We start from the raw sequence: 24852 nt of genomic DNA, 5'->3' as shown, positions 1-24852 counted from the left end.
GGACCGCATGATGGGCAGGACGATCTTCATCGACCCCGGGCGCTGCATCGGCTGCCAGGCGTGTGTCTCCGCCTGCCGAGAGTGCGACTCGCACCGCGGCAAATCGATGATCCACCTGGACTACACCGACGAGGGCCAGTCGGTCGCCTCCCTTCCCACGGTCTGCATGCACTGCGAGGACCCGGTGGCCCCCTGTGCCGAGGTCTGTCCGGCCGACGCGATCCTGATCACCGCGGACGGGGTGGTGCAGCAGGCCGACACCACCCGCTGCATCGGCTGCGCCAACTGCGTCAACGCCTGCCCCTTCGGCGTCCCGAAGATCGACCTCCAGGCGAAGCTGCAGATGAAGTGCAACCTCTGCTACGACCGCACCGCCTACGGCCTCGCCCCCATGTGCGCCACCGTCTGCCCGACGGGAGCGCTCTTCTACGGAACGATCGAGGAGCTCCGGGCGGAGCGTCCCGGTGTGCAGGTCGCCGACACCTTCGTCTTCGGCGAGACCGAGGTCCGCACCGGAGTGGCCATGGTGGTCCCCGCGGAGAAGGTCCAGTGGCCCGTGCCCGGCGGGCTTCCCGTCGTCGAGATCAACGGTAAGGACGTCCGCCGATGAGCGTCACCGACCAGCAGCCCGGAGGCGACCGGGGCACCGGGGACGAGCGGGACGCCCTGCACGACAGGATCGCCGCCGACTCCCTCACCACCCGGCGCGACTACCTGCGGATCGTCACCACCGTGTCCGGCGGCCTCGCGATCGGCGGGCTCGGAGTGGCCGGAGGCATCCTGCACCGCCACGGTGACGAGGCCGACGGCAAGACGCCCGGCGCGAAGCAGGTGACCCGGCAGCTCCTGCCCGGCGAGTCCGTCGCCTTCCGCTATCCGGGGGACGAGGACCGGGCGGTCGCCGTACGGCTCGACGACGGCACGCTCGTCGGCTACTCCGCGATCTGCACCCATCTCGCCTGCGCCGTGCTCTGGCGCAAGGACCGGGGTACCGAGGGCGAGCTGTACTGCCCCTGCCACGAAGGCGTCTTCGACGCCAGGACCGGAGAGGTCACCGCCGGTCCGCCGCCGCGCGGACTGCCCAAGGTGGTGCTCACCGAGCGGTCCGACGGAAGCGTGTGGGCCATCGCCACGACCCGCTCCGGCGAAAGTATCGAGGACGGTCTGTGCCGCCAGATCGGCAAGGAGGACCCCGGCCTCGCCACCCGTATCGGCTGTCCGGGCACCGGCGGCGGCGCCGAGGCGCCACAGAAGGCCGCGCCGTCCGGACCCGGCGCCCGGACCGGATCCGGCGCCCGGACCGGACCCGGCACCCGGAACGCCGCGCCGCCCCGTACGAACGCCACCGAAGCCGACACCTCTGGCAGGCGGACGACATGACCGAACCCCACCAGCCCCCCGACCCACAGAGCCCACAACCACCGCAGGGGTCGCGGTACCCGGAATACCACCCGGGCAGCGCCCGTCCGGAGCTGAACCGGCCCGTCCACGAGCGGTATCCGCAGATCCGCCCCACCAGCGGTTACGGCGACTCCCGCATCCGTCGCACCGGCCCCGGACCGGGCGCCGGGACCGACCAGGAACCCGAGCGCTCGGCGAAGCTGACCGCCCGCCTCGCCCTCGCCATGACCGTGGTCATCGGCCAGCTCTGGGGCCTGACGGTCGTCGTCGACGAGTGGATGGAGGGCAACACCGGTACCGCGTGGTGGGGTGCCGGCTTTCTCTGCCTCTCGTTCCTCGTGGTGCTCGGGCTGTGGCTGCTCGACCCGAAGGACCGTTGACCACCGCCGTATCCTGGAGGCATGAGCACCGCCCCCGCCCACGGACCGCGAGATTCGAAGCCGCAGCAGCCGCAGGAGCAGCCGCCGTCGCAGGCGTCCCAGCCGAAGCCGGCTCTCGTCTTCGACGATCCGTTGGACCAGCAGTCCTCGGACGACACGGACCGGGGGTGGGGTGAGCGGACTCCGAGCGGCGGCAGCGCCGCGGATCTGGCGCGCTTCCTCGACGAGAAGCCTCCCCACCACATCTGAGCCCCGCCGCCGCACCCTTCCCCGTTCCTTCGCAGCGGGGGGCGCCGGCCGCCGTACTACGCGTCGGTACCCCTGCCGGGGGCCGTGTCGCCCGTACCGCCCGACGCCCCGCCGTAGCCGCTGCCGCGCTGCGCGAGGAGCGCGTCCCGGATCTCCTTCAGCACCTCCAGCTCGCTGATCTCCAGGGTCTCCTGCACGCCGTCCTTGGCGGCCTGCCTGGCCGCCCTCCGTGCGAGGTACTTCGCCATCGGCATGACCACGAGGAAGTAGACGACGGCGGCCGTGATCAGGAAACTCAGCGTCGCGCTGAGCACCGACCCCCACAGGATCTCGATGCCCTCCGTCTCGCCCGCCTCCGGATTCGTGGTGCAGGGGCCCTTCAGGCAGAACGTGTAGTCCTCCAGGCCCTGAGAGCCGAACGCGCCGACCAGGGGGTTGATGAGGCCCGTGACGACCGCGTTCACCACATGGGTGAACGCCGCGCCGATGACGACGGCAACCGCCAGATCGATGACATTGCCGCGCGTCAGAAAGGCTTTGAAGCCTTCGAAGAGACTGACATTCTTCTCGTTCACGACGGAGATGTCCTTCATAGGTGCCGTAAGGGGAGCAAACCGCTCCGCAACCTAAGGCGCCGGAATGCGGCACTGTCCAATTCATCTCTTCCAACAGGTGACGTGATGGAACGTCAGTGCCCATGGGTCACCGCCACGGCCAGTCGTCCCGACACCCCGGCACCGGCCAGGGCCGTGGCGGTCTCACGCTCCACCGAGAGCACGACGAGCGCGCCGGCCGACGGGTCCGGTCCGCCGGCCAGGTGCGCGGACCCCGGTCCGTCCTCCGCCGGGCCGCGCGGCACGGCTGCCACCCGCACCCCTTTCGCCACCACGCGCGCATCGGAGTCCGCGTCGTCCGCGACGATCACATCGACGCGGTCGCCGGGCCGCAGCAGCCGGACCGTCGCCGCATCCGCGATCCGGACCGGCGCCGACACCAGGTGCACGGCCCGCGCCGCCTCCTCCGCAGCCCCGGTCCCGGCAGCCGGCCCCGCCCCGCCGCCCCGCCCCGAAGCCGCCGGACCCGCGGCGGCCCGATCCGTCGTGCCCGGCCCCGAAGCGGCCAGGCCCGACGCGGCCAGCGCCGCAGCCGTCAGCGCGAGCCCCGCCGCCATCGCGCGGCGCTGTCTCCGCATCGCCCGCCGCAGCCGGTGCGCGGCGCCTCCGCGCACCCGCAGCGGTGCGAACGGAGGCACCCCGCACGGCGCGGGGGCCGAGACCGGAGACCACGGGTGCCGTGCATGGGGCCGTGCGTCGGACGCCGGAAGCCCTGGCGTTCGTACATCGGGTGTGGACGGGGACATGGCTGCACCACCTGCCGCGAGGGACGTCCGCGCGGGACATCCGGAGGGAAGAACAACGAAGGGAGCCCGGCGGGCCGCCCCGCCGAACTCCCCTCACGATCCACCGTCCGAGAAGATCCCGCTGGGCCCTGTGGACAGCGCACAGCCTGTGGAAATCTCCGACACCCACACGCGCCCCACGGGGCACGGGGGAAGCGGCCGGACCCCTCCCGAAGGAGTGTCCCGGCCCTCGTCCTACGGCAGCTCGATCCCCGTGTCGATCCCGTCCAGCGCGTGCGCGCAGGCACAGTCGCGGTCCGCCGTCTCCGGCAGCGCGGCCACCGCGTCGAACAGCACCGACCGCAGCCGGTCCACATTGGCGGCGAACACCTTCAGCACGTCACCGTGCGAGACGCCCTCGCCGGCCTCGGCGCCCGCGTCCAGGTCCGTCACCAGCGTCAGCGTCGTGTAGCAGAGCGCCAGTTCGCGGGCGAGCACGGCTTCCGGGTGCCCGGTCATCCCGACCACCGACCAGCCCATCGCCGCGTGGAAGCGCGACTCCGCCCGGGTCGAGAAGCGCGGTCCCTCGACGACGACCAGCGTGCCGCCGTCCACGGCGTCCCAGTCGCGCCCGCGTGCCGCGGCGAGGGCGGCCTTGCGGCCGTGGGGGCAGTACGGATCGGCGAAGCCGAGGTGCGCGACATTCGGCTGCACGCCGTCGGCCCGCACCTCACCGTCGTAGTACGTCTGCGCGCGGGCCTTGGTGCGCTCCACCAGCTGGTCCGGCACGAGCAGCGTCCCCGGCCCGTACTCGGGCCGCAGTCCGCCGACCGCGCACGGGCCGAGCACCTGGCGCACCCCGACCGAGCGGAGGGCCCACAGGTTGGCCCGGTAGTTGATGCGGTGCGGCGGCAGGTGATGGCCGCGTCCGTGGCGGGGCAGGAACGCGACACGGCGTCCGGCGACCTCGCCCAGGAAGACCGAGTCGCTGGGCGGCCCGTACGGAGTGTCCACACGGACCTCGGTGACGTCCTCCATGAAGGAGTACAGCCCCGAACCGCCGATCACACCGATGTCCGCGCCACCCGACGAAGCGCCACCCGGCGAAGCCCCGCCCGACAACGCGTCCTGCGCGTTCCCTGCCCCTGCTTCTGCACCCGCTTCTGCGTTAACCATGTGGTCACACTAGGCCCTGCGCGCAACACGAGGACCCCGCCGATCCAATGATCGGCGGGGTCTCGTTGAAGTATGTCCGTACGAGGGCTCAGGCCGCCGACGTACCACTCGACGAAGCCGGTGCGGACGAAGCCGACGCGGACGACGAGGAAGAGGACGACGAAGACGCCGTCGACTTCGAGTCCGAACTCGTCGAGGACGAAGCGGAATCGGATGCCTTCGAGGGCGACGAAGCCGGCGTGCTGCTCGACGACGAGCCACGGCTGTCGTTCCGGTAGAAACCGGAACCCTTGAAGACGATGCCGACCGCCGAGAACACCTTCTTCAGGCGTCCCTCGCAGTTCGGGCACACGGTCAGGGCATCATCGGTGAACTTCTGCACCGCCTCGAGGCCCTCGCCGCATTCGGTGCACTGGTACTGATAGGTCGGCACTTGCTCCTCCTGGCACTCTCACTCAATGAGTGCTAACGACGCTCCATACTGACGTATTCCGCTCGATCAGTCCACCGTGACCGGCTCGCGGTGACCGACACCACGTGCCACCAGACGTCCGGCGGCTTTCGGGGTGAGCCGTGAACGCAGCGCCAGCAGCGTTGCCAGCGCCAGTACGGTCCCCACCAGCGGCACCACGAATCCGGTGCTCGCGCCGTGGCGGTCGGCGAGCTGTCCGGCCACGGTCACCGCTGCCGCCTGGCCGAGCGCGACCGCGCCCGTCAGCCAGGTGAACGCCTCGGTCCGTGCCGAGGCCGGAACCAGCGCGTCGACCAGCGTGTATCCGCTGATCAGCGCCGGTGCGATGGACAGCCCGACGAGCAGACCGAGCCCGGCGAGCAGCGGCACGGAGTGCACGGCCCACAGCCCGGACGCGGTCAGCGTCAGGGCCACGTAGCCGACGATCAGCCGACGCCTGGGGCTGCTCTTCCAGGCGATGGCGCCGCACGCGATTCCGGCCAGCATGTTGCCGGCGGCGAAGATCCCGTACAGCAGACCGTTCATTCCGGGACGGCCGATCTCCTCGGAGAACGCCGTCAGCGAGACCTGCATTCCGCCGAAGACCGCGCCGATCCCGAGGAAGGTGATGGCGAGCACCCGGACGCCGGGTACGGAGAGCGCGGACCGGTGCGGGGCCGCGGCGGTGGCGGCGCCGCGCGGGGCGGGCTGGGTGGAGCGCTGGGCCGCGAAGAGCAGGCCGCCGACCAGGGTCAGCGCGGCTTCCGTGACCAGGCCGGCCGCCGGGTGCACGCCGGTGCAGAGCGCGGTGGCGAGCACCGGCCCGACGACGAACGTGAACTCGTCCGTGACCGACTCGAAGGCCGCGGCCGTGGCCATCAGCGGGGAGGCGGGGCGGCCGGGCGCGGCCCCCAGGACGGCGGCCCAGCGGGCCCGGACCATCGGCCCGACCTGCGGGATGGAGGCACCGGTGGGCACGGCCGCGGCGAACAGTGCCCACAGGGGCGCGTCGGCCAGCGCGAGTGCCGTCAGCGCCCCCACGGACGCTGCGTGCACCACGACACCGGGCAGCAGTACGGCGCGCTGGCCGAAGCGGTCGGCGAGCTTGCCGCCCTGCGGTGCGAACAGCGCCATGGAGACGCCGGAGACGGCCGCCACGGCGCCCGCGCTGCCGTACGAACCGGTGGTGTGCTGAACAAGGAGGACGATGCCGATGGTCAGCATCGCGAAGGGCTGCCGTGCGGCGAAGCCCGGGAGGAGGAAGGTCCACGCACCAGGGGTGCGCAGCAGCTGCCCGTAACCGGGGCGGTCGGAGACCGTGGACGCCACGGTCCATGCCTTTCTGCCGCCTGGTGGCTTGGCTCCTGCGGCACGTCCGCCGCGCATCGTGCGCGGCTCGTGCGGGAGCTGCCGAGAGCTGTCCTCTTCGCGCGGAACTGCGGTAGATGCCGGGCGGCTCGCTACAGAGGCGAAGGGACGCCACGACCGCCATACGGTCGCGCCAGCTCTGCATCAGGCAGAGGTGGTCGATCAGGTTGGTCGATCAGATTTCCTTCATGCTACAGGCAGCGGCACCTGTGCGCCTGTGATTGCGCACAGGTGCCGCTGCTGGACCTGTGATCAGTGGTGCGCCTTCGTGGAGTCGTCCGACGTGTCGCCCGCTACGGATCCGAGGCCCTTGGCGATCTTCTTCGCCAGCTTCGACAGCGGGGGCACCTTCGTGCCGCCGGCCCGGGTCGATCCGCGGGAGCGCCCCGGTCCGGCCGGCCTCCCGGACCGCACCGGTCCGCCGCGGGCCCTGGAACGGGAACCGGCCCTGGGGCTGCCACCGCCCCTCCCGGAGTCGTCGCCGGAGCCCAGCCAGCCGGCCAGCTTGCCGCCCTCGCCGACCGCCCGGAGTCGCGCCTCGGCCGCGTCGCGCACCGGATCGGTCGCCACTACCAGAAGTTCGTCGCGGCGGCGCAGCACGGTGGACGGTGCCGGCACGAAGCTCGCGCCCTCCCGGACCACGAGGGTGACCGCGGCCCCGGCGGGCAGCCGCAGCTCGCCGACCTCCACGCCGTGCATCTTCGACTCGGCCGGGATCGCGACGGACAGCAGGTGTCCGCGCAGCCGCTCCAGCGGCGCCGACTCGATGCCGAGGTCCGCGGCCTCGGAGGGATCGTCCGAGATCTTCAGCGCGCGCGCGAGCCAGGGCAGGGTCGGTCCCTGGATCAGGGTGTAGACCACGACGAGGACGAAGACGATGTTGAAGACCCTGGTGCTTCCCTCGATCCCGGAGACCATCGGAATGGTCGCGAGGACGATGGGCACGGCGCCGCGCAGCCCCGCCCAGGACATCAGGGACTTCTCGCGTTTCGGCAGCCGGAACGGCGCCAGGCTGACGAAGACCGAGAGCGGCCGGGCCACCACCGTGAGGACCAGGCCCACCACCATCGCGGGCCAGAAGTCGTCGATCAGGTCGTGCGGTGTGACCAGCAGGCCGAGCAGTACGAACATGCCGATCTGGGCCAGCCAGCCGAGCCCGTCGGCGAAGCCGCGGGTCGCGGGCCAGTGCGGCAGCTTGGAGTTGCCGAGGACCATCGCGGCCAGATAGACGGCGAGGAATCCACTGCCGTGCGCCAGGGCGCCCGCCGCGTACGCCGAGACCGCGATGGCCATCACGGCGATCGGGTAGAGACCGGACGCGGGCAGGGCCACATGACGGAGTCCGAAGGAACCGAGCCAGCCGACCGCGAGGCCGATGGCCGCTCCGATCGCCAGCTCCAGGGCTATCTCGCCGACCAGTACGTACCAGTGCTCCACGGGGCCGGCGGCGGAGAACGCCACCACGAGGATCACCACGGGGGCGTCGTTGAAGCCGGACTCGGCCTCCAGGACACCGGTGATCCGAGAGGGCAGCGGCACCTTGCGCAGGACGGAGAAGACGGCGGCGGCGTCGGTGGACGAGACGACCGCACCGATGATCAGCGCCTGCCGCCACTCCAGGCCGACGAGGTAGTGCGCCCCCGCCGCGGTGACACCCACGCTGATGCCCACACCGACGGTCGACAGCACCGCGGCTGCCGGAAGGGCGGGACGGATTTCCTTCCACTTCGTGCCCAGACCGCCCTCGGCGAGGATGACGACGAGTGCGGCGTAGCCGATCACCTGCGTCAGTTCGGCGTTGTCGAACTGGACGTCGAAGATGCCGTCCTGCCCTATGGCGACACCGATGCCGAGGTACAGGAGCAGGCTGGGGAGCCCGCTGCGTGACGAGATGCGCACCGCCGCCACCGCGACGAGCAGGACGAGTGAGCAGACGAGCAGGAGTTCGTTGAGCGTGTGGACTGTCAGTGTCCGTCCCTTCCCTGCGTGCGCCTGCCGGACCGGTTGCCGGCGGTCGGTACTTCGTTACCTTACCTAATCTTTAACGCTTTCTTGATGCCTTCGAGCGTTCGTGCGAGCAGTGCGCATATGGATGCATCTCCATACCGCGTCCGAGTGGCTTCCGCGCTGCGCCTATGGTTGCTCCTGCACTCCCAGGACCACCCTGCCCCTCGAAGGACAGCGATGCCCGCCAACACAACCGCCTCTTCCGGTTCTTCCGATGCGAAGAAGCCCGGCAGGAAGAAGGGGCGACGCGCCCGCCTGCTCGTGATCGTCCTGGTGCTGGCGCTTGTCGCGGGTGTCGGCTACGGCGCGTTCTGGTCCGTTTCCACGGTGCGGGCCTCCTACCCGCAGACCACCGGCTCGATCGAACTCGACGGTCTCGGCGCCGATGTGGACGTCCGCCGCGACGACTACGGAATCCCGCAGATCTACGCGGACTCCGACGCCGACCTCTTCCGCGCCCAGGGCTTCGTACAGGCCCAGGACCGCTTCTGGGAGATGGACGTCCGCCGTCACATGACGTCCGGCCGGCTCTCCGAGATGTTCGGTTCCGGTCAGGTCGAGACCGACGCCTTCCTGCGCACCCTCGGCTGGCGCCAGGTCGCGCAGAAGGAGTACGACACCGTCCTCGACGCGGACACCAAGAAGAACCTCCAGTCCTACGCGGAGGGTGTGAACGCGTACCTGAAGGGCAAGGACGGCAAGGACATCTCCGTCGAGTACGCGGCGCTGGGGCTGACCAACGACTACAAGCCCACCGAGTGGACCCCGGTCGACTCGGTCGCCTGGCTGAAGGCCATGGCCTGGGACCTGCGCGGCAACATGCAGGACGAGATCGACCGCTCCCTGATGACCAGTCGGCTCAGCGCGAAGCAGATCGAGGACCTGTACCCGGACTATCCCTTCGAGAAGCACCGGCCGATCGTCGAGCAGGGTGCGATCTCCCCGGTGACCGGGAAGTTCGACCCGGCCGCCCAGCCGTCGGACGACATCGGCACCGGTGCCGGCACCGCGGCGGGCGCCACCCAAGGCCTCAGCACGCAGCTCTCCTCGCTCGCCGACACCCTCGACGAGATCCCCGCACTGCTCGGCCCGAACGGCAGCGGCATCGGATCGAACTCCTGGGTCGTCTCCGGCAGGTACACGACGACGGACAAGCCGCTGCTCGCCAACGACCCGCACCTGGCGCCGATGCTGCCCTCGCTCTGGTACCAGATGGGGCTGCACTGCCGGACCGTCTCGGCGTCCTGCCAGTACGACACCGCCGGCTACACCTTCTCCGGGATGCCCGGCGTCATCATCGGCCACAACCAGGACATCGCCTGGGGGTTCACCAACCTCGGCGCCGACGTCACCGACCTCTTCCTGGAGAAGATCTCCGGTGAGGGGTACCAGTACGACGGCAAGGTGAAGGCGTTCACGACCCGCGAGGAGACCATCAAGGTCGCGGGCGGCAAGGACCGTCACATCACGGTCCGCGAGACCAACAACGGCCCCTTGGTCTCCGACCGCAGCAACGAGCTGGAGAAGGTCGGCCAGAAGGCCCCCGTCACCAACTCGGCCCCGGACCGCGGCGAGGGGTACGCGGTCGCCCTGAAGTGGACCGCGCTGCAGCCGGGCAAGTCCATGGACGCCGTGTTCGAGCTCAACCGGGCCAAGGACTTCAAGACGTTCCGGGCGGCGGCCGAGCACTTCGAGGTGCCCTCGCAGAACCTCATCTACGCCGACACCCAGGGCAACATCGGCTACCAGGCCCCCGGGACGATACCGGTCCGCGTCAACGGCGACGGCAGGCTGCCGAGCCCCGGCTGGACCTCGGAGTACGGCTGGAAGAAGGAGCCGATCCCCTTCGACGAGCTGCCCTACGAGTACAACCCGGAGCGCGGCTACATCGTCACCGCCAACCAGGCCGTCATCGACGAGAAGTACCCCCACATGCTCACCGAGGACTGGGGATACGGCGCCCGCAGCCAGCGGATCAACGACCTGATCGCGAAGAAGATCGACGGCGGCGAGAAGATCTCGACCGACGACATGCAGAAGATGCAGATGGACAACAGCAGCGAGATCGCCGCCCTGCTGGTGCCCAAGCTGATGAAGATCAGCGTCTCCGACAAGCACGTCCGCGAGGGACAGAAGCTGCTGGAGGGCTGGGACTACACCCAGGACTCCGATTCGGCGGCTGCCGCCTACTTCAACGCGGTCTGGCGCAACATCCTCAAGCTGGCCTTCGGCAACAAGCTCCCCAAGGAACTGCGCGTCGAGGGCGACTGCCTGAACGTGCCGCCGGCCAAGAGCACGGGCCCGGTGGACGAGCAGAAGAAGCTCGTACGCGAGTGCGGCCAGCGTGACGCGGACTCGGCGCAGCCGGACGGCGGCGACCGCTGGTACCAGGTCGTCCAGAACATCGTGGAGGACCAGGACAACCAGTGGTGGAAGGTTCCCGCCAAGGGCCGGGAAGACGCACTCGACAGCCGTGACGACCTCTTCGGGCGTGCCATGGAGGACGCCCGCTGGGAGTTGACCGCCAAGCTCGGCAAGGACATGTCCACCTGGAGCTGGGGCCGGCTGCACCAGCTGACCCTGAGGAACCAGACCCTCGGTACCGAAGGCCCGGCCCTGCTCCAGCGGGCCCTCAACCGCGGACCGTGGAACCTGAGCGGTGGCGAGGCCGCGGTCGACGCCACCGGCTGGAACGCGGCGGGCGGTTACGAGGTCATCTGGGTGCCCTCGATGCGGATGATCGTGAACGTGGGGGACTGGGACAAGTCCCGCTGGATCAACCTGACCGGTGCCTCCGGGCACGCGTTCAGCGCGCACTACACCGATCAGACCGACAAGTGGGCCGACGGAGAACTGCTCGACTGGTCCTTCGGCAAGGACGCGGTCGAGCAGTCCACGGTCGACAGGCTGACGCTCAAGAAGCCTTAGGGTCTTCCGCTGAAACGCCGCGCTCCGGCCGGCGTCACCACGGCGTCCACGGGGTGGTCGTGCGGTTCCTCCGGGACCCGCGCGACCACCTCGTTCGCGTACAGCAGGACGACGAGCGCGGGATGCGCCCCGGCCGCGGACAGCCGGGCCAGCACCCGGTCGTAGCTGCCGCCGCCCCGTCCCAGCCGCATCCCACGCCCGTCCACCGCCAGGCCGGGCAGCAGGACGGCGTCCGCGTCCAGTACGGCGGCGGGCCCGAGGCGTACGCCGTCCGGTTCCCGCAGTCCGCGGCCCGCCCGTACGAGGTGCTCCGGCCCCTCGTACGCTGCCCAGTCCAGGTCGTTGTCGGGGAGCAGCACCGGAAGCAGGACCCGTACGTCCCGCGCGCGCAGGGTGTCGAGCAGCGCGAGGGTTCCCGGTTCGCGCCCCACGGACACATAGGCGGCGACCGTCCGCGCTCCGGACAGCTCCGGGAGCTCCGATGCCGACGAGGCGAGAACCGCGGCGGCCTCCTGGACGTCTTCAGGAGTCAGGAGGGCTCGGGCGGCGAGCAGTTCGCGTCGCAAGGACGCCTTTCCTGATGTTTCGTCATTCAACGGGCACTCGCACTATTCTCGTATGGGTATAAATGAGTACAAAGTTAACCGGACGCTCATCTTCCGCCCATCCTCACCCGTTATGGTTCGGGGCATGACTCAGTCGCCCCCCAGGATCAGCAAGGCCGTCATCCCGGCCGCCGGTCTCGGCACACGTTTCCTGCCGGCCACCAAGGCCACTCCGAAGGAGATGCTGCCGGTCGTCGACAAGCCCGCGATCCAGTATGTCGTCGAAGAGGCGGTGGCCGCCGGTCTCTCCGACGTGCTGATGATCACCGGCCGCAACAAGCGTCCTCTCGAAGACCACTTCGACCGGAACTACGAACTGGAGTCCGCGCTCACCCGCAAGGGCGACGGCGAGCGGCTCTCCAGGGTCCAGGAGTCCAGTGACCTGGCCACCATGCACTACGTACGTCAGGGCGACCCGCGCGGCCTCGGTCACGCCGTGCTCTGTGCCGCACCGCACGTCGGCGACCAGCCGTTCGCCGTTCTCCTCGGGGACGACCTGATCGACCCGCGCGACCCGCTGCTCTCCCGGATGGTCGACATCCAGGAGCGCGAGGGCGGCAGCGTCATCGCGCTGTTGGAGGTCGACCCCGCCCAGATCCACATGTACGGCTGCGCGGCGGCGGAGCCCACCGCCGAAGGCGACGTCGTGCGCATCACCGGCCTGGTGGAGAAGCCCGACGCGGCGGACGCGCCCAGCAACCTCGCCATCATCGGCCGGTACGTCCTGGACCCGTCCATCTTCGACATACTGCGTCACACCGAGCCGGGCCGCGGCGGCGAGATCCAGCTCACGGACGCGCTGCAGCTCCTGGCCGAGGACGAGAAGATCGGCGGACCGGTGCACGGTGTCGTCTTCAAGGGCCGTCGCTATGACACCGGCGACCGGGGCGACTATCTGCGTGCCATTGTCAGACTCGCGTGCGAACGTGAAGACCTGGGACCGGACTTCCGGTCCTGGCTGCGCAGATATGTCACCGAGGAGATGTAACACCGTGAGCAGCACCATCTGGTCGGTGGACGAACACCTGGACGACATCCTGGGCTCGGTGAAGCCGCTCGAACCCATCGAGCTGCAACTGCCCGACGCCCAGGGCTGCGTCCTGGTCGAGGACGTCATGGTGGAGATCGCCCTGCCGCCCTTCGACAACAGCTCGATGGACGGCTACGCGGTCCGGATCGCCGATGTCGAGGGCGCGAGCGAGGAGTTCCCCGCCGTCCTCACGGTCATCGGTGATGTCGCCGCGGGCAGCGAGGGGCTGACCGGTGATCAGACCGTGGGCCCCGGGGAGGCCGCCCGCATCATGACCGGCGCCCCGCTGCCGCCCGGAGCCGAAGCGGTGGTCCCGGTCGAGTGGACCGACGGCGGCACGGGCGAGGGCCCGGCCGCCACCATGCGCGCCCACAGCGACGCCCCCGAAGGCGCGAGCGGCGAGGTCCGGGTCCACCGCCCGGTCGGCGCCCGCGCCCACGTCCGGGCCAGGGGCAGCGACGTGCAGCCCGGTGACCTGGCGCTGCGCGCGGGCTCGGTCGTCGGACCGCCGCAGATCGGACTGCTCGCCGCGATCGGCCGCTCGACGGTGAAGGTGCGCCCCCGCCCCCGCGTCGTCGTCCTGTCCACCGGCAGCGAGCTGGTGCAGCCCGGCGAGGAGCTGACCGGCGGCCGGATCTACGACTCCAACAGCTTCGCGCTGACGGCCGCCGCCCGGGACGCGGGAGCCATCGCGTACCGGGTCGGCGCCGTCGCCGACGACGCCGAGACACTGCGGGCCACGATCGAGGACCAGTTGATCCGTGCAGACATCGTCGTCACCACCGGTGGCGTCAGCGTCGGCGCGTACGACGTGGTCAAGGAGGCGCTCTCCTCGGTGGGTGACGAGGACGAGCCGGGCAGCGGCATCGACTTCCGCAAGCTGGCCATGCAGCCCGGCAAGCCGCAGGGCTTCGGCTCGATCGGCCCCGACCACACGCCCCTGCTCGCGCTGCCGGGCAACCCGGTCTCCAGTTACGTCTCCTTCGAGCTGTTCGTCCGGCCCGCGATCCGCACCCTGATGGGCCTCGACGACGTCCACCGGCCGAAGGTCACCGCGACGCTCGCCGCCGACAAGGCACTCTCCTCGCCGGCCGGCAAGCGCCAGTTCCTGCGTGGGACGTACGACGCGGAGGCGGGCACCGTCACTCCTGTCGGCGGTTCCGGATCGCACCTGATCGCCGCACTCGCCCAGGCCGACGCACTGATCGTGCTGCCCGAGGACGTCACCTCCGCCGAGCCCGGCACGGCGACCGAGGTCATCCTGCTCCGCTGACGGCCGTCCGGTGGCGGTACGGTATCTGCCGCTGTGCCTTCCCGGGGGACACCCCCCGGACCCCCGGCCCGCACCACGGTGCGGGCCGAGCGGGCAACCGGCGCCCTACCGCTAGGCGGAGTTCAGTGAGTACGCAGAACAGGCTGACGCACATCGACGAGGCGGGCGCGGCCCGGATGGTCGACGTATCGGACAAGGACGTCACCACGCGCGTCGCCCGGGCCAGCGGCCGGGTCCTCGTCTCGCCGCGCGTCATCGAACTGCTCAGGGGCGAGGGCGTCCCCAAGGGGGACGCGCTCGCCACGGCCCGGATCGCCGGAATCATGGGCGCCAAGCGCACCCCGGACCTGATCCCGCTCTGCCACCCGCTCGCCGTCTCGGGTGTGAACGTCGACCTGGGCGTCGCCGACGACGCGGTGGAGATCACCGCCACGGTGAAGACCACCGACCGCACGGGCGTCGAGATGGAGGCCCTGACCGCCGTCTCGGTCGCCGCGCTCACCGTCATCGACATGGTCAAGGCGGTCGACAAGGCCGCCGTGATCACGGACGTCAGGGTCGAGGCGAAGTCGGGCGGCAAGTCCGGCGACTACCGGCGCCCGTCGCCGGAAGGAGCGGACGCATGAGCGGGTCCGGAACCGGCGGGGCCGCTGCCCCGTACCGCGCCCTCGTGGTCACCGCGTCGAACCGGGCGTCCGCCGGTGTCTACGCCGACAAGGGCGGCCCGCTGATCGCCGAGGCCCTCGGCGGGCTCGGGTTCACCGTCGACGGACCGCAGGTCGTCCCCGACGGCGATCCGGTGGAAGCCGCACTGCGTGCGGGAGCGGCAGCCGGGTACGACGTGATCGTCACCACCGGCGGTACGGGCATCTCGCCGACCGACCGCACCCCCGAGGTCACCCGTCGCGTCCTCGACCACGAGATCCCCGGCATCCCCGAGGCGATCCGGGCCGAGGGCCGCGACAAGGTCCCCACCGCGGCGCTCTCCCGCGGTCTCGCCGGTGTCGCGGACCGCACGCTCATCGTGAACCTGCCGGGCTCCACGGGCGGCGTGCGCGACGGGCTCGCCGTCCTCGGCCGGCTTCTGGTGCACGCCGTCGACCAACTCCGCGGTGGCGACCACCCCCGACCGGGGAGCCCGAGCTGAACGTCCCGACCTGGCCGGTGACGCTCCGCGACGGCGAGATCGTCCTGCGCCCCATAAAACTGCGTGACCAGCGCGTCTGGCGTGAGGTCAACCGGCGCAACCGCGACTGGCTGCGCCCCTGGGAGGCGACCGTTCCGCCGCCCGCCCCGGGCGGCCCGGTGGCGCAGCGTCCCACGTACCGTCAGATGGTCCGCCATCTGCGCACGGAGGCGAACGCCGGCCGGATGCTGCCCTTCGCGATCGAGTACGAGGGCGAGCTCGTCGGCCAGTTGACGGTCGCCGGGATCACCTGGGGTTCGATGTGCTCGGGCCATATCGGCTACTGGGTCGACCAGGGCGTGGCCGGCCGGGGCGTCATGCCGACCGCCGTCGCGCTCGCCGTCGACCACTGTTTCCGCACGGTCGGGCTCCACCGCATCGAGGTGTGCATTCGCCCGGAGAACGTGCCCAGCCGGAGAGTCGTGGAGAAACTCGGATTCCGCGAGGAAGGGCTGCGTCCACGCTATCTCCACATCGACGGCGCCTGGCGGGACCACCTGATCTACGCGCTCACCGCGGACGAGGTTCCCGAGGGGATGCTGCGGCGTTGGCACCAGTCGCGACCCGGTACTCCGCGCACTCCCCGTGAAATGAAATAAGTGTTCGAAATTGATCGCACTCTGACAGCTAACGAAGCCGCAAACGTCGACTGTTGATCTGAACAATCACAAAAAAAGTCCGTGATATCAGCTAGATCGTGCGACACACCGGGCCAATTGGCGGATGCCTCCGCGCAAACCCCTCTACGGTGTGAGCGTGAGCAGCAGCGGCCTCATCTACGCAGTCATCGTCGGGGCCTGGGCCGCCTACTTGGTGCCGATGTGGCTTCGCCGGCAGGACGAGCTCAACGAAGCGCGTCCGACGGAACGCTTCAGCACCGCCATCCGGCTGCTGTCCGGACGGGCGGCCATGGAGCGCCGGTACGCCAAGGAGTTGGAAGAGCGCACCGCCGAGGAGGCGACGCCCGACGTCGACCCGGACGCGGCCACGGACCGAATGGATTCCGTGGACGTCCGGGCCTTTGCCGCGCCTCCGGCGCATACCGAAGCCCGGGTGCACGACCCGGCGCACGCCTCGGAGCGTGCGTCGGGACGTCCGGCTCCGGAGCGCCAGGCGCCCGACTCCACGCCCGGGGAGCGCCGGGCGGCGCAGGGGCGCGCGCCTCAGGAGCGGTCTGCTCCCCCGAGACGCCCGCGCACCTCCCAGGCGGATGCCGAGCGCGCCAGGCGGGCCCAGCGCTCGCAGGTCCTGGCCCGCCGTCGGCGTACGACCGTCGTCCTCTTCCTGGCCTTCACCCTCGGCGCGATCGTCGCGGCGGTCGGCGGACTCGGGTTCCTGTGGGCCCCCGCCGTACCGGCCGTGCTGTTGAGCACGTACATCGTGCATCTGCGCGCCAAGGAGCGGCACCGGTTCGCCTTCACCATGGACCGGCGCCGGGCCGAGATGGCGGCCCAGCGGCTGCGCGAGAACCGCCCCCGCAGGCACCAGCCCGCGACGACGGCTCCCGCAGAGCCCGACGAGGAGCCCGAAGCGGGCCACCCCCAGCCCGAACCCGTACCCACCGTCTCCCCGCAGGAGGCCGGCCGCCGCGCCCTCGTCGAGCAGACGGACCACGCGGAATGGGTCGACCAGCAGCGCGAGCGCGGCCGGGTCCAGGGCGACAGCTGGGAGCCGGTGCCCGTGCCGCTCCCGACCTACGTCACCGCCCCGGTCGCCCCGCGCGCCACGGGGGGCGTCGAGGTCAACGACCCCGAGACCTGGAGCGCCGCGCGCTCCAGCACCGCGGAGCCCACCCAGACGGGCACCTCGCACCCCGTCGCACCTCCGGTGGACCCGGCGCCACGCCAGCGCGGCAGCCAGTCCCGCCGCAATCGCGACCGCGGCCGGACCCCGCTCTTCGACCAGTACGACGAGGGCGACCGCCCTCGTGCGGCCAATGAGTGAGACCTCGGGACGCCGACTCCGCTGACCAGCGGGGAACGGATTTCCAAGCACCCCTCCAGGGGTGCTAAAGTTTCACTCGTTGCAAGGGCCTGTGGCGCAGTCTGGTAGCGCACCTCGTTCGCATCGAGGGGGTCTGGGGTTCAAATCCCCACAGGTCCACCGCAGCTCAGAGCCCCTACCGGGGAAACTCGGTAGGGGCTCTTTGGCGTGGAGTGTCCGCCCTTGAGGGGCCGTCACTCAGATGGTGCGGGCGGGACCTCGTGGGCACCGCCTAGGGTGATCGCAGAGGTTTCCGACCCGGGGGATGGGAAGCGGCATGGAATTCACCACGCGGCACGGCTTCGGTACCGACTACGACGACCTGGGCCCGTCCGGCGGGCTTCCCGTCGTCCTCGTGCACGGGCACCCCTTCGACCGGAGCATGTGGCAGCCGCAGGTGGACGTGCTCGTGCGGGCCGGATTCCGGGTGATCGCACCGGATCTGCGCGGCTACGGTGCCAGCGGTGTCGTCCCGGGCCGCACCCTGCTGTCGGACTTCGCGGACGACGTCGCCGAGCTCCTCGACCACCTGGAGGTGGAGCGGGCGGTCGTATGCGGGCTGTCCATGGGCGGGCAGATCGCCATGGAGTTCCATCGCGCGTATGGGGCGCGGGTCCTCGGGCTGGTGCTCGCCGACACCTCGCCGGTCGCCGAGACCGAGGAGGGCAAGGTCTTCCGCAACGGCATGGCCGACCGTCTGCTCGCCGAGGGTATGGGCGGGTACGCGGACGAGGTGATCGGCCGGATGCTGGCCCCGTACAACGTCACGGAGCTACCCGAAGTCGCCGCCCACGTCCGGCGCATGATGCGGGCCACCGCGCCCGAGGGGGCCGCCGCCGCCCTGCGTGGGCGGGCCGAGCGGCCCGACTACCGGGAGTCGCTCGCCGCTGCCCGGGTGCCGGTCCTGGTCGTCGTCGGTGCGGACGACGGCTACACGCCGGTGGAGGAGGCCCGGGACACGCACGGACTGATCCCGGGGTCGGGGCTCGCCGTCGTCGAGCGGGCGGGACACCTGCCCAACCTGGAGCAGCCGGAACGGTTCAACGCGGCTCTGCTCGGGTTCCTCGCCTGCGTGTGAGGCGGCTCAGGGCTGCTGGAGCGGCTTGGCCATGCAGATGCTGCTCTCGTACGTGCGGTAGTGGCCGAACTTCGCGCAGGTCTCGTAGCCGCTGGAGGTGTACAGGGCGATCGCCTCGGGCTGCTGGTCGCCGGTCTCCAGGACCATGCGCGTACGGCCGGCGGCGCGCGCGTCGGCTTCCAGGGTGGCGAGGATGCGACGGGCCAGGCCGTGGCCGCGCCCCTCGGGCACGACGAACATCCGCTTGATCTCGGCGTCGCCGTCGGAGTAGCCCTCGTCGTTCTCGTCCTGGGTGCGCCAGCCGCCGGTGGCGACCGGGCGGTCCGACTCGTCGTAGGCGAGTAGATACAGCCCGTTCGGCGGGTCGAACATGGTCGCGTCGAGGGGTGTGATGTCGCCCTCGTCCCCGTAGCGCTCGGCGTATTCGAGCTGGACCTGGTCGTTGAGTTTGACGGCATCGGGGTGGTCGAAAGGCCGAGGCTGGATATTCATACGGGCTATGGTACATGTATGCGATCCGGCTCTGTCGGTATTGTTCCCGGATGCTCACTGTGACCACAGTAAATGTGAACGGACTCCGCGCTGCCGCCAAGAAGGGCTTCGTCGAGTGGCTGGCGGGGACCGACGCCGACGCGATCTGCCTCCAGGAGGTCCGTGCCGAGCCGCAGCAGCTCCCCGCCGAGGTCCGGGAGCCCGAGGGCTGGCACGTCGTGCACGCGCCCGCCGCCGCCAAGGGGCGCGCGGGCGTCTCCCTCTATACGCGGCACGTGCCGGAGCGGGTGCAGATCGGCTTCGGTGGATTCGCCGGGGCCGAGGGCGCGGAGTTCGACGCGAGCGGCCGGTACGTCGAGGTCGACCTGCCGGGCGTCACGGTCGCGAGCCTCTATCTGCCCTCCGGTGAGGTCGGCACGGAGCGGCAGGAGGCGAAGGAGCGGTTCATGGCCGCGTTCCTGCCGTATCTAATGGGGCTCAAGGAGCGGTCGGCCGCCGAGGGTCGCGAGGTGGTGGTCTGCGGCGACTGGAACATCGCGCACCGGGAGGCCGACCTGAAGAACTGGAAGGCCAACAAGAAGAACTCCGGATTCCTGCCGGAGGAGCGCGCCTGGATGGACCGGGTCTTCGACGAGGCCGCGTACGTGGACGTGATGCGGGCGCTGCATCCGGACACCGAGGGCCCCTACTCCTGGTGGTCCTACCGCGGGCGGGCCTTCGACAACGATTCGGGCTGGCGCATCGACTACCAGGTGGCGACTCCGGGGCTGGCCGCGCGCGCGGTCAAGGCGTGGGTCGAGCGTGCGGCCACGCACGAGGAGCGGTGGAGCGACCATGCGCCGGTGACGGTCACGTACGAGCGGTGACGCCGGGGGCCGGCGGGTGACCGTAGTGATCCGGCCATATCTGGCTGTGAGTCAACTGTCGTAGACCGGACGGTCGTTCGTGTCGTACTACTGGTGCAGCTGAGCTGAGCTGCTCCGGGAAGGTACGGCTATGACGGGTGAAGCCACACACTGCTGGATCATGGTTCTCGACATCGAGAACTTCAGTACGCGCCCCGATCCGGTGCAGCGGTCGCTGCGGGGAACGATGTACGAGGTGCTCGAAGCCGCGCTCACCCGGGCGGGTGTCGAGCTGGGGGCCATCTCCTTCGAGGACCGCGGTGACGGGGTCCTCATGATCGTCTCGGGGGCGGTGGCGCCGGCCGCGCTCGTGGGGGCGTTCGTCCGTGAGCTCGACGAGGAACTGGTCCAGTGCGCACGGATGTTCAGCCGGGCGTACGCCATGCGCTTCCGGCTCGCCCTGCATCAGGGGCTGGTCACGAGGGACCCGCAGGGCTGGTCGGGCGACGCGGTCAACATGGCCTGCAGGCTCGTGGACGCGGGGCCCCTGCGCGAGGTGCTGAGCGCCGCCGAGTCGTCCCGGATGGTCTTCGTCGTCTCCGACGAGATCTACCGCGGTCTGGTCCGGCACGCGCATCGCGGGATCGACCCGGCGGCCTATCTGCGGATGCCCTTCGCGGCCAAGCACGGTCTGGCGATCGAGAGTTGGGTGACCGTTCCCGGGCTGCCCGCGCCGCCCGGCCTGCCGGCGACGCCCCCGGCGGCCGGCCGGCGCGGCGGACGCGCCGCGCAGGGCTCGCCGTCCGCGCGTGCCCAGGGCGGCGGCCGTGAACAGCGGGACCGCGGGGGCCCCGCGCCTGCTCCGGCTCCGCAGGAGGCGCAGGCCGCGCCCCCGGCCGGCCCGGTGCCGCCGTCCGTGAGTTTCACCGCCGGTGTCGTCCACGGTGACCAGGTGGCGGGCAACAAGACTGTCTCGTACGGGACGTCACGTCCCGAACGGCCATGACCACACCGACCGGGGGAGCGCCTCCCGCCGGTGCCGCAGCGGGGAGCGGTCCGGCGGGCGGTACGGGGGGTCCGACGGGTGGTGCGGGCGGTTCGCCCGCACCACCCGTACCGGGCCAGGGAGCGGGTCCGGGACCCGGTGCCGGACCCGGGCAGCCGGCGCCGCCCGCGGGTGGGGACCGGCCGGGTCCGGGGGGCGGTGCGCAGGGCGGTGGGCCCGATGCGCCGGGGCGCCCCGAGGCGGCACCCTCCGGTGCCGGACCCGAGGCTTCGGAGGCCACCGGGCAGCTGGGCCAGGGCTCGATGCGCCACGGCCATCTCCAGAACGCCTTCGCGAACGTCCAGGGCGACGTGGTCGGCGGGAACAAGTACGTCCTCGTCGACGGCGGGCGCAAGGAGCCGCGCGTCCTGTCCCCGCTCATCGACGAGCGGGTGCGCCACGCGTACCACGAGCCGGCCGAGTTCGGCGCGGCCAGGGAAGCCCTCCTGCGGCAGAAGATCGTCATCCTGCGCGGGGCGCCGGGGTACGGCAAGAGCGCCCTCGCCGTCCGTCTGCTCCAGGGCGCCTGCGAGGGGCCCATCCACCACCTGGACAGCAGGGTCGCGCTCGCCGCGCTCGCCGACAGTCTGGAGAGCGGCGACGGCGGTATCGAGAGCGGCGTGGGCTTCCTGCTCGACCAGCCCGCGGACATCGGCAACCTCAGCGGCGAGGTCTACGAGAAGGTGCAGGGGGCGCTCTCGCACGCGAACGCCTGGATGGTGCTGACCGTGGCGAGCACCGAGGTCGCGGACAGCGAACTGCTCGCCGGGGTGCTCGACCTGACCGAGGCGCCCGACACCCTGGCCGTCGCGCGGGCCCATGTGCGCTGGCGGCTGGGCGCGCGTCACACCGACCGGCTGCTGGCGCGGGCGGACGTCCACGAACTGCTGGGCGAACTGCTCGCCGGTGATCCCGCGTGCCGGCAGGCCGCCGAGCTGGGGGCCGTGCTCGCGGACGACTACGAGGCCGGGGACCTGGACCCGCAGCGGATCAGGGAGAGCCGGAACCGGCTCGCGGACGAGGACTTCGAGATCTGGGTCGAGAGTCTGCCGGACCGCTCGACCCGCTGTTTCGCGCTCGCGCTCGCCGTGCTCAACGGGCTGCCCCAGGAGAACGTCGCGCAGGCCGCCCGTTCCCTGGAACAGCTGCTGGACGACAAGGCCCCCTACCTCAGGGCGCCGGGACCCGACGGGCGCCTTCCGCACGTCCACGACCCGTTCGCGCAGCCGCGCCGGCGGCGGCTGGCCCGTCTGCGGGCCCGCACGGTCGGCAAGCAGCGCCAGGCGGGCCGCACCGTGCAGCGGGACCGCGGTGAGCCGGGGGACGCCCTGGAGTACAAGGACCCCGGCTATCCGCCGCGGGTCATCCGGCACGCCTGGAACCAGTACGGCATCCAGACGGAACTGCTGGAGTGGCTGACCTCCCTGGTCAACGACCCCTCGGAACAGGTGCGCATCTACGGCGCCGCGTCCCTGGGCGTCATCGCCGCCGAGTCGTACACCTATGTCTGCGACCACCTCCTGCACGCGTGGGCGCACAGCGAGGACGCCAACCTCCGGGACGCCGTCGCCTACGCCCTGTCCGTCGGCTGCGAGGACCCCTGGGTCAAGGAGCAGGCGACGGCGCTCGTCGAGACGTGGCTGGTCGACCGGAACGCACCGATGGGGCAGGCGACGGCGGCACGCGTGCACGGCATGGGGGTGCTCGGGGACCGCTCGGAGGAGGAGCTCGGCCGGCTCGCGGTGGTGGACCACTGGACGGTCGCGGTGGCCGTGGGGCGCAGTTTCACCGACCTGCTCGCGGACGATCACGAGCGTGCGGAGAGGACGCTCCGGGTGCTGCGGGAGGGCGCGGCGAAGCACCAGGCCCGGCCGACGGCGCTGCTCGCCTTCCTCATCGTCTGCTCGCAGCTGATCGTGGACAGCGGGGAGTGGGAGACCGGCGGGGTGGTGCCCGCCTGGCCGGCCCTGCTCTATCTCGCCCACCGGAGGGAGGGGATGCGCGAGGCGTACGTCGGGCTGTGGCGCGACGCGCTCAACCACCTCTTCCTGCGTGAACGGGCCCAGCAGGTGATCGGCGACTGGGCCGCGCAGGCCGAGAAGGACGCCCGTCTGCGGGAGATGTTCCTGCTGATGATCGGCGCGATCGCGTACCAGGACCCGCGGTCCGGCCGGACCCTGCGGCGCTTCGCCGACGGCTGGACCGATCCGGAGAACCTGGCCCCGCTGCCGGTCGTCGCCGCCGCCGTACACGATCGACTCGACCAGGAGCACGTGTGACATGACGATCTCCCTCATCCTGAACAACGGACAGCCCGTGCCGCGCCGCCGTGCGGGGAAGCTGGAGAACCTGCCGCCGAGCGTCGCGATCGTCTATCCGGTCGAGCACGGCCCCTGGGTGACCGAGTCCCGGCAGGACCGCTCGCCTGCGCAGCGTTTCCTGCATGCGAACAAGGACTGTTACGTCGTCGACCTGAGCGACCACCGGCGTACCGGAAGGCTCTCGAACACCCCGCTGACCTGCAGCGACGGCGGGCACCGCTTCGAGGCGACCTTCGACGTGGGATTCCGCGTCCATGACCCCGTGCAGGTGGTGCGCGGAAACGTCAAGGACGCCCTCACCGTCGTCTACGGCTATCTGACCGCCCGGATGCGGGTCTACGCGGCCCAGTTCGCCATCGACCGGGCGGCGGACGCGCAGGACCACATGAACCGCGCCTTCGCGACGGCCATGCCGTTGCCGGAGGGGATCACGATCTACCACTGCACGGTGCTGATCGAACCGGACGCCGCGGCGCGCGTCTTCGTCCAGCAGCTCCTGGAGGCGGAGCGCGAACGGGTGCTGGGTCAGGAGGCGCACCGTACCGCCGAGGGGCGGACGCACAGCGGCGAGCGGCTCAAGGACATCCAGCACGAGGCGAGGATCCAGCGCGAGCAGCAGGAGCGCCGGGTGCTCGCCGGACTGCAGCTGGACTTCCGGGGGATGATCCTGGAACACCTGGCCAAGCATCCGGCCGACACCGAGCAGGCCATGAACCTCCTGATGCGCCTGGAGGAGTCGAAGGTCGGCCGGGCCGAGATCCGGGAAGAGCGGCATGTCGAGATGGTCAAGTACCTGATCGAGAAGGGTGTGGTCAGGGAGATCGACCTGCCGGGTCTGCGCCAGGGGGCGCTGGGCGGCGCGGCCGGGATGGACCCGCTGGCCGCGCCCCTGCCCCTGCCGCAGCAGCTGTCGGGACCCGCGGGCGGCGGTCCGGGGACCGGCCCGGGACCGGCCGGGCCGCAGGTGACCGCGCCCGTGCGGTGGGGCGGCAGCGGTGGCTCGCAGACCCCGCAGTCCCCGCCAGCCACCGGGCTGATGCCGGTCTACGTGGTGCTCGACGTCTCACCGGGGGCGGCCGGGTGCCGGATCGAACTGGCCAACGCCCTGCGGTCCTTGCAGACCGCGTTGGTCAACAGCCCCGACGTGGCCTCGGCGATCAGGGTCTCCGTCCTCACCTACGCCGAGGGCGCCGAGGTGCTGATGCCGCTCGTCGAACTGACCTGGGGAACCTCGGTGCCCGAGCTGGTGTCCGGTACGGCCTGTCGGCACCGGCCGGTGTTCCAGCGCCTCCTGGAGCTGCTGCCGCTGGACTTGGAACGGCTCAAGGAGCAGGTGCCGAGGGTCCTGCGTCCCGTCGTCTTCTTCCTCACGGCGCAGCCCGCCGAGGACGGCGGCGACTGGCCGGCCGTCCACGCGGAACTGATGAGGCACCACTACCACCCCCACCTCGTCGTCTGCGGAATCGGCGCGGCTGCCCGGCCGGCCCTGACCACCCGTCTGGCGAGCCTGCCGGAGCTGGGCGTGGTGGCCGTGCCCGGTTCGGACCTGTCGGAGTCGGCGGTGCGGTTCTCCGTGCTGCTGCAGAACACCGTGCTGCACCTCGGGCGCAGTGCGCTGGCGGGGCGGATGGAACTTCACCTGGAGTGCCCGGAGGGTCTGACCCCGGGCACGACATTTCCGTAAGCAGAAAGGGA

Annotated in this window: 24 protein-coding genes and 1 tRNA gene; 17 read left to right on the top strand and 8 right to left on the bottom strand. The window is 71.0% G+C overall.

From position 1 onward, the window contains the following. The first annotated feature begins 7 nt into the window (after positions 1-7). From OG230_RS14830 to OG230_RS14815, 4 genes are read left to right on the top strand one after another with little or no spacing between them, the layout of a single operon-like run. A complete protein-coding gene (locus tag OG230_RS14830; RefSeq protein WP_328910682.1) occupies positions 8-610 on the top strand; it encodes a 4Fe-4S dicluster domain-containing protein in 603 nt (200 codons plus the stop codon). Beyond that, the gene (locus OG230_RS14825) at positions 607-1380 is read left to right on the top strand and encodes a Rieske (2Fe-2S) protein (RefSeq protein WP_328910681.1); all 774 of its coding nucleotides are present in this window, start codon (positions 607-609) and stop codon (positions 1378-1380) included. Before OG230_RS14830 ends, OG230_RS14825 begins: the two co-directional genes overlap by 4 nt. Further along, positions 1377-1781: a hypothetical protein gene (locus OG230_RS14820; RefSeq protein WP_328910680.1), complete on the top strand. Its 405-nt coding sequence runs from the start codon at positions 1377-1379 to the stop codon at positions 1779-1781. The genes OG230_RS14825 and OG230_RS14820 overlap by 4 nt, the downstream gene beginning before the upstream one ends. A 21-nt stretch (positions 1782-1802) precedes the next feature. After that, on the top strand, positions 1803-2030 hold the full coding sequence (locus OG230_RS14815) for a hypothetical protein (protein ID WP_328910679.1): 228 nt from the start codon (positions 1803-1805) through the stop codon (positions 2028-2030). Positions 2031-2086: 56 nt separating this feature from the next. Here OG230_RS14815 and OG230_RS14810 read toward each other — a convergent pair whose 3' ends face one another. From OG230_RS14810 to OG230_RS14785, 6 genes are all read right to left on the bottom strand, one after another. Further along, positions 2087-2605: an MscL family protein gene (locus OG230_RS14810; protein WP_328910678.1), complete on the bottom strand. Its 519-nt coding sequence runs from the start codon at positions 2603-2605 to the stop codon at positions 2087-2089. 113 nt (positions 2606-2718) lie between these two features. Further along, positions 2719-3390 carry an RcpC/CpaB family pilus assembly protein gene (locus tag OG230_RS14805; RefSeq protein ID WP_328910677.1) on the bottom strand — a complete coding sequence of 224 codons (672 nt, stop codon included), beginning with the start codon at positions 3388-3390 and terminating at the stop codon, positions 2719-2721. A gap of 234 nt (positions 3391-3624) precedes the next feature. Continuing rightward, complete coding sequence (locus tag OG230_RS14800) at positions 3625-4545, bottom strand: S-methyl-5'-thioadenosine phosphorylase (RefSeq protein WP_328910676.1); 921 nt, start codon at positions 4543-4545, stop codon at positions 3625-3627. A gap of 88 nt (positions 4546-4633) precedes the next feature. Next, entirely contained in the window at positions 4634-4978 is a 345-nt protein-coding gene (locus OG230_RS14795) for an FmdB family zinc ribbon protein (protein ID WP_328910675.1), read from the bottom strand. A gap of 66 nt (positions 4979-5044) precedes the next feature. Beyond that, positions 5045-6325, bottom strand: coding sequence for an MFS transporter (locus OG230_RS14790; protein WP_328910674.1), 1281 nt, complete (start codon positions 6323-6325; stop codon positions 5045-5047). 291 nt (positions 6326-6616) lie between these two features. Beyond that, on the bottom strand, positions 6617-8272 hold the full coding sequence (locus OG230_RS14785) for a potassium/proton antiporter (RefSeq protein WP_328910673.1): 1656 nt from the start codon (positions 8270-8272) through the stop codon (positions 6617-6619). A gap of 276 nt (positions 8273-8548) precedes the next feature. Between OG230_RS14785 and OG230_RS14780 the strand changes: the two genes are divergently transcribed. Continuing rightward, positions 8549-11299, top strand: coding sequence for a penicillin acylase family protein (locus tag OG230_RS14780; protein WP_328910672.1), 2751 nt, complete (start codon positions 8549-8551; stop codon positions 11297-11299). Here the strand turns inward: OG230_RS14780 and OG230_RS14775 are convergent. Then, complete coding sequence (locus OG230_RS14775) at positions 11296-11895, bottom strand: 5-formyltetrahydrofolate cyclo-ligase (RefSeq protein ID WP_328910671.1); 600 nt, start codon at positions 11893-11895, stop codon at positions 11296-11298. The two genes, OG230_RS14780 and OG230_RS14775, sit on opposite strands and share 4 nt — an antisense overlap. Before the next feature lie 94 nt (positions 11896-11989). On the opposite strand from OG230_RS14775, the gene galU reads away from it, so the two are divergent. The 8 genes from galU to OG230_RS14735 all read left to right on the top strand — a co-directional run bounded on the left by galU (position 11990) and on the right by OG230_RS14735 (position 18454). Continuing rightward, positions 11990-12892, top strand: coding sequence for a UTP--glucose-1-phosphate uridylyltransferase GalU (gene galU / locus OG230_RS14770; RefSeq protein ID WP_328910670.1), 903 nt, complete (start codon positions 11990-11992; stop codon positions 12890-12892). A 4-nt stretch (positions 12893-12896) separates the two neighbouring features. After that, positions 12897-14207: a molybdotransferase-like divisome protein Glp gene (gene glp, locus OG230_RS14765; protein WP_328910669.1), complete on the top strand. Its 1311-nt coding sequence runs from the start codon at positions 12897-12899 to the stop codon at positions 14205-14207. Between the two features lie 125 nt (positions 14208-14332). Then, a complete protein-coding gene (gene moaC, locus OG230_RS14760) occupies positions 14333-14833 on the top strand; it encodes a cyclic pyranopterin monophosphate synthase MoaC (protein ID WP_328910668.1) in 501 nt (166 codons plus the stop codon). Further along, positions 14830-15354, top strand: coding sequence for a MogA/MoaB family molybdenum cofactor biosynthesis protein (locus tag OG230_RS14755; protein WP_328910667.1), 525 nt, complete (start codon positions 14830-14832; stop codon positions 15352-15354). The genes moaC and OG230_RS14755 overlap by 4 nt, the downstream gene beginning before the upstream one ends. Positions 15355-15371: 17 nt before the next feature. Further along, complete coding sequence (locus OG230_RS14750) at positions 15372-15992, top strand: GNAT family N-acetyltransferase (RefSeq protein WP_328910666.1); 621 nt, start codon at positions 15372-15374, stop codon at positions 15990-15992. 157 nt (positions 15993-16149) lie between these two features. Beyond that, a complete protein-coding gene (gene sepX, locus OG230_RS14745) occupies positions 16150-17337 on the top strand; it encodes a divisome protein SepX/GlpR (RefSeq protein ID WP_443051551.1) in 1188 nt (395 codons plus the stop codon). Between the two features lie 85 nt (positions 17338-17422). Next, positions 17423-17496 (top strand) — tRNA-Ala (locus OG230_RS14740). Positions 17497-17653: 157 nt separating this feature from the next. Beyond that, positions 17654-18454, top strand: coding sequence for an alpha/beta fold hydrolase (locus OG230_RS14735; RefSeq protein ID WP_328910664.1), 801 nt, complete (start codon positions 17654-17656; stop codon positions 18452-18454). Positions 18455-18460: 6 nt separating this feature from the next. Here the strand turns inward: OG230_RS14735 and OG230_RS14730 are convergent, their stop codons facing one another. After that, positions 18461-18946: a GNAT family N-acetyltransferase gene (locus OG230_RS14730; protein ID WP_328910663.1), complete on the bottom strand. Its 486-nt coding sequence runs from the start codon at positions 18944-18946 to the stop codon at positions 18461-18463. 50 nt (positions 18947-18996) lie between these two features. Here OG230_RS14730 and OG230_RS14725 point away from each other — a divergent pair, with 50 nt between their 5' ends. From OG230_RS14725 to OG230_RS14710, 4 genes are all read left to right on the top strand, one after another. Further along, on the top strand, positions 18997-19812 hold the full coding sequence (locus OG230_RS14725) for an exodeoxyribonuclease III (RefSeq protein ID WP_328910662.1): 816 nt from the start codon (positions 18997-18999) through the stop codon (positions 19810-19812). 160 nt (positions 19813-19972) lie between these two features. Then, positions 19973-20797, top strand: a complete 825-nt coding sequence (locus tag OG230_RS14720) for a hypothetical protein (protein WP_328910661.1) — start codon at positions 19973-19975, stop codon at positions 20795-20797. Then, positions 20794-23115 (top strand): hypothetical protein, encoded by a 2322-nt coding sequence (locus OG230_RS14715; RefSeq protein WP_328910660.1) that lies wholly within the window; start codon positions 20794-20796, stop codon positions 23113-23115. Before OG230_RS14720 ends, OG230_RS14715 begins: the two co-directional genes overlap by 4 nt. Position 23116: 1 nt before the next feature. Further along, positions 23117-24841, top strand: a complete 1725-nt coding sequence (locus OG230_RS14710; RefSeq protein ID WP_328910659.1) for a hypothetical protein — start codon at positions 23117-23119, stop codon at positions 24839-24841. The last annotated feature ends 11 nt before the right edge of the window (positions 24842-24852 follow it).

The organism is Streptomyces sp. NBC_00234, from assembly GCF_036195325.1.
Lineage (GTDB): Bacteria > Actinomycetota > Actinomycetes > Streptomycetales > Streptomycetaceae > Streptomyces.
Note: the sequence above shows the minus strand (reverse complement) of the source record. Positions and strands in the feature narration are given on the sequence as shown.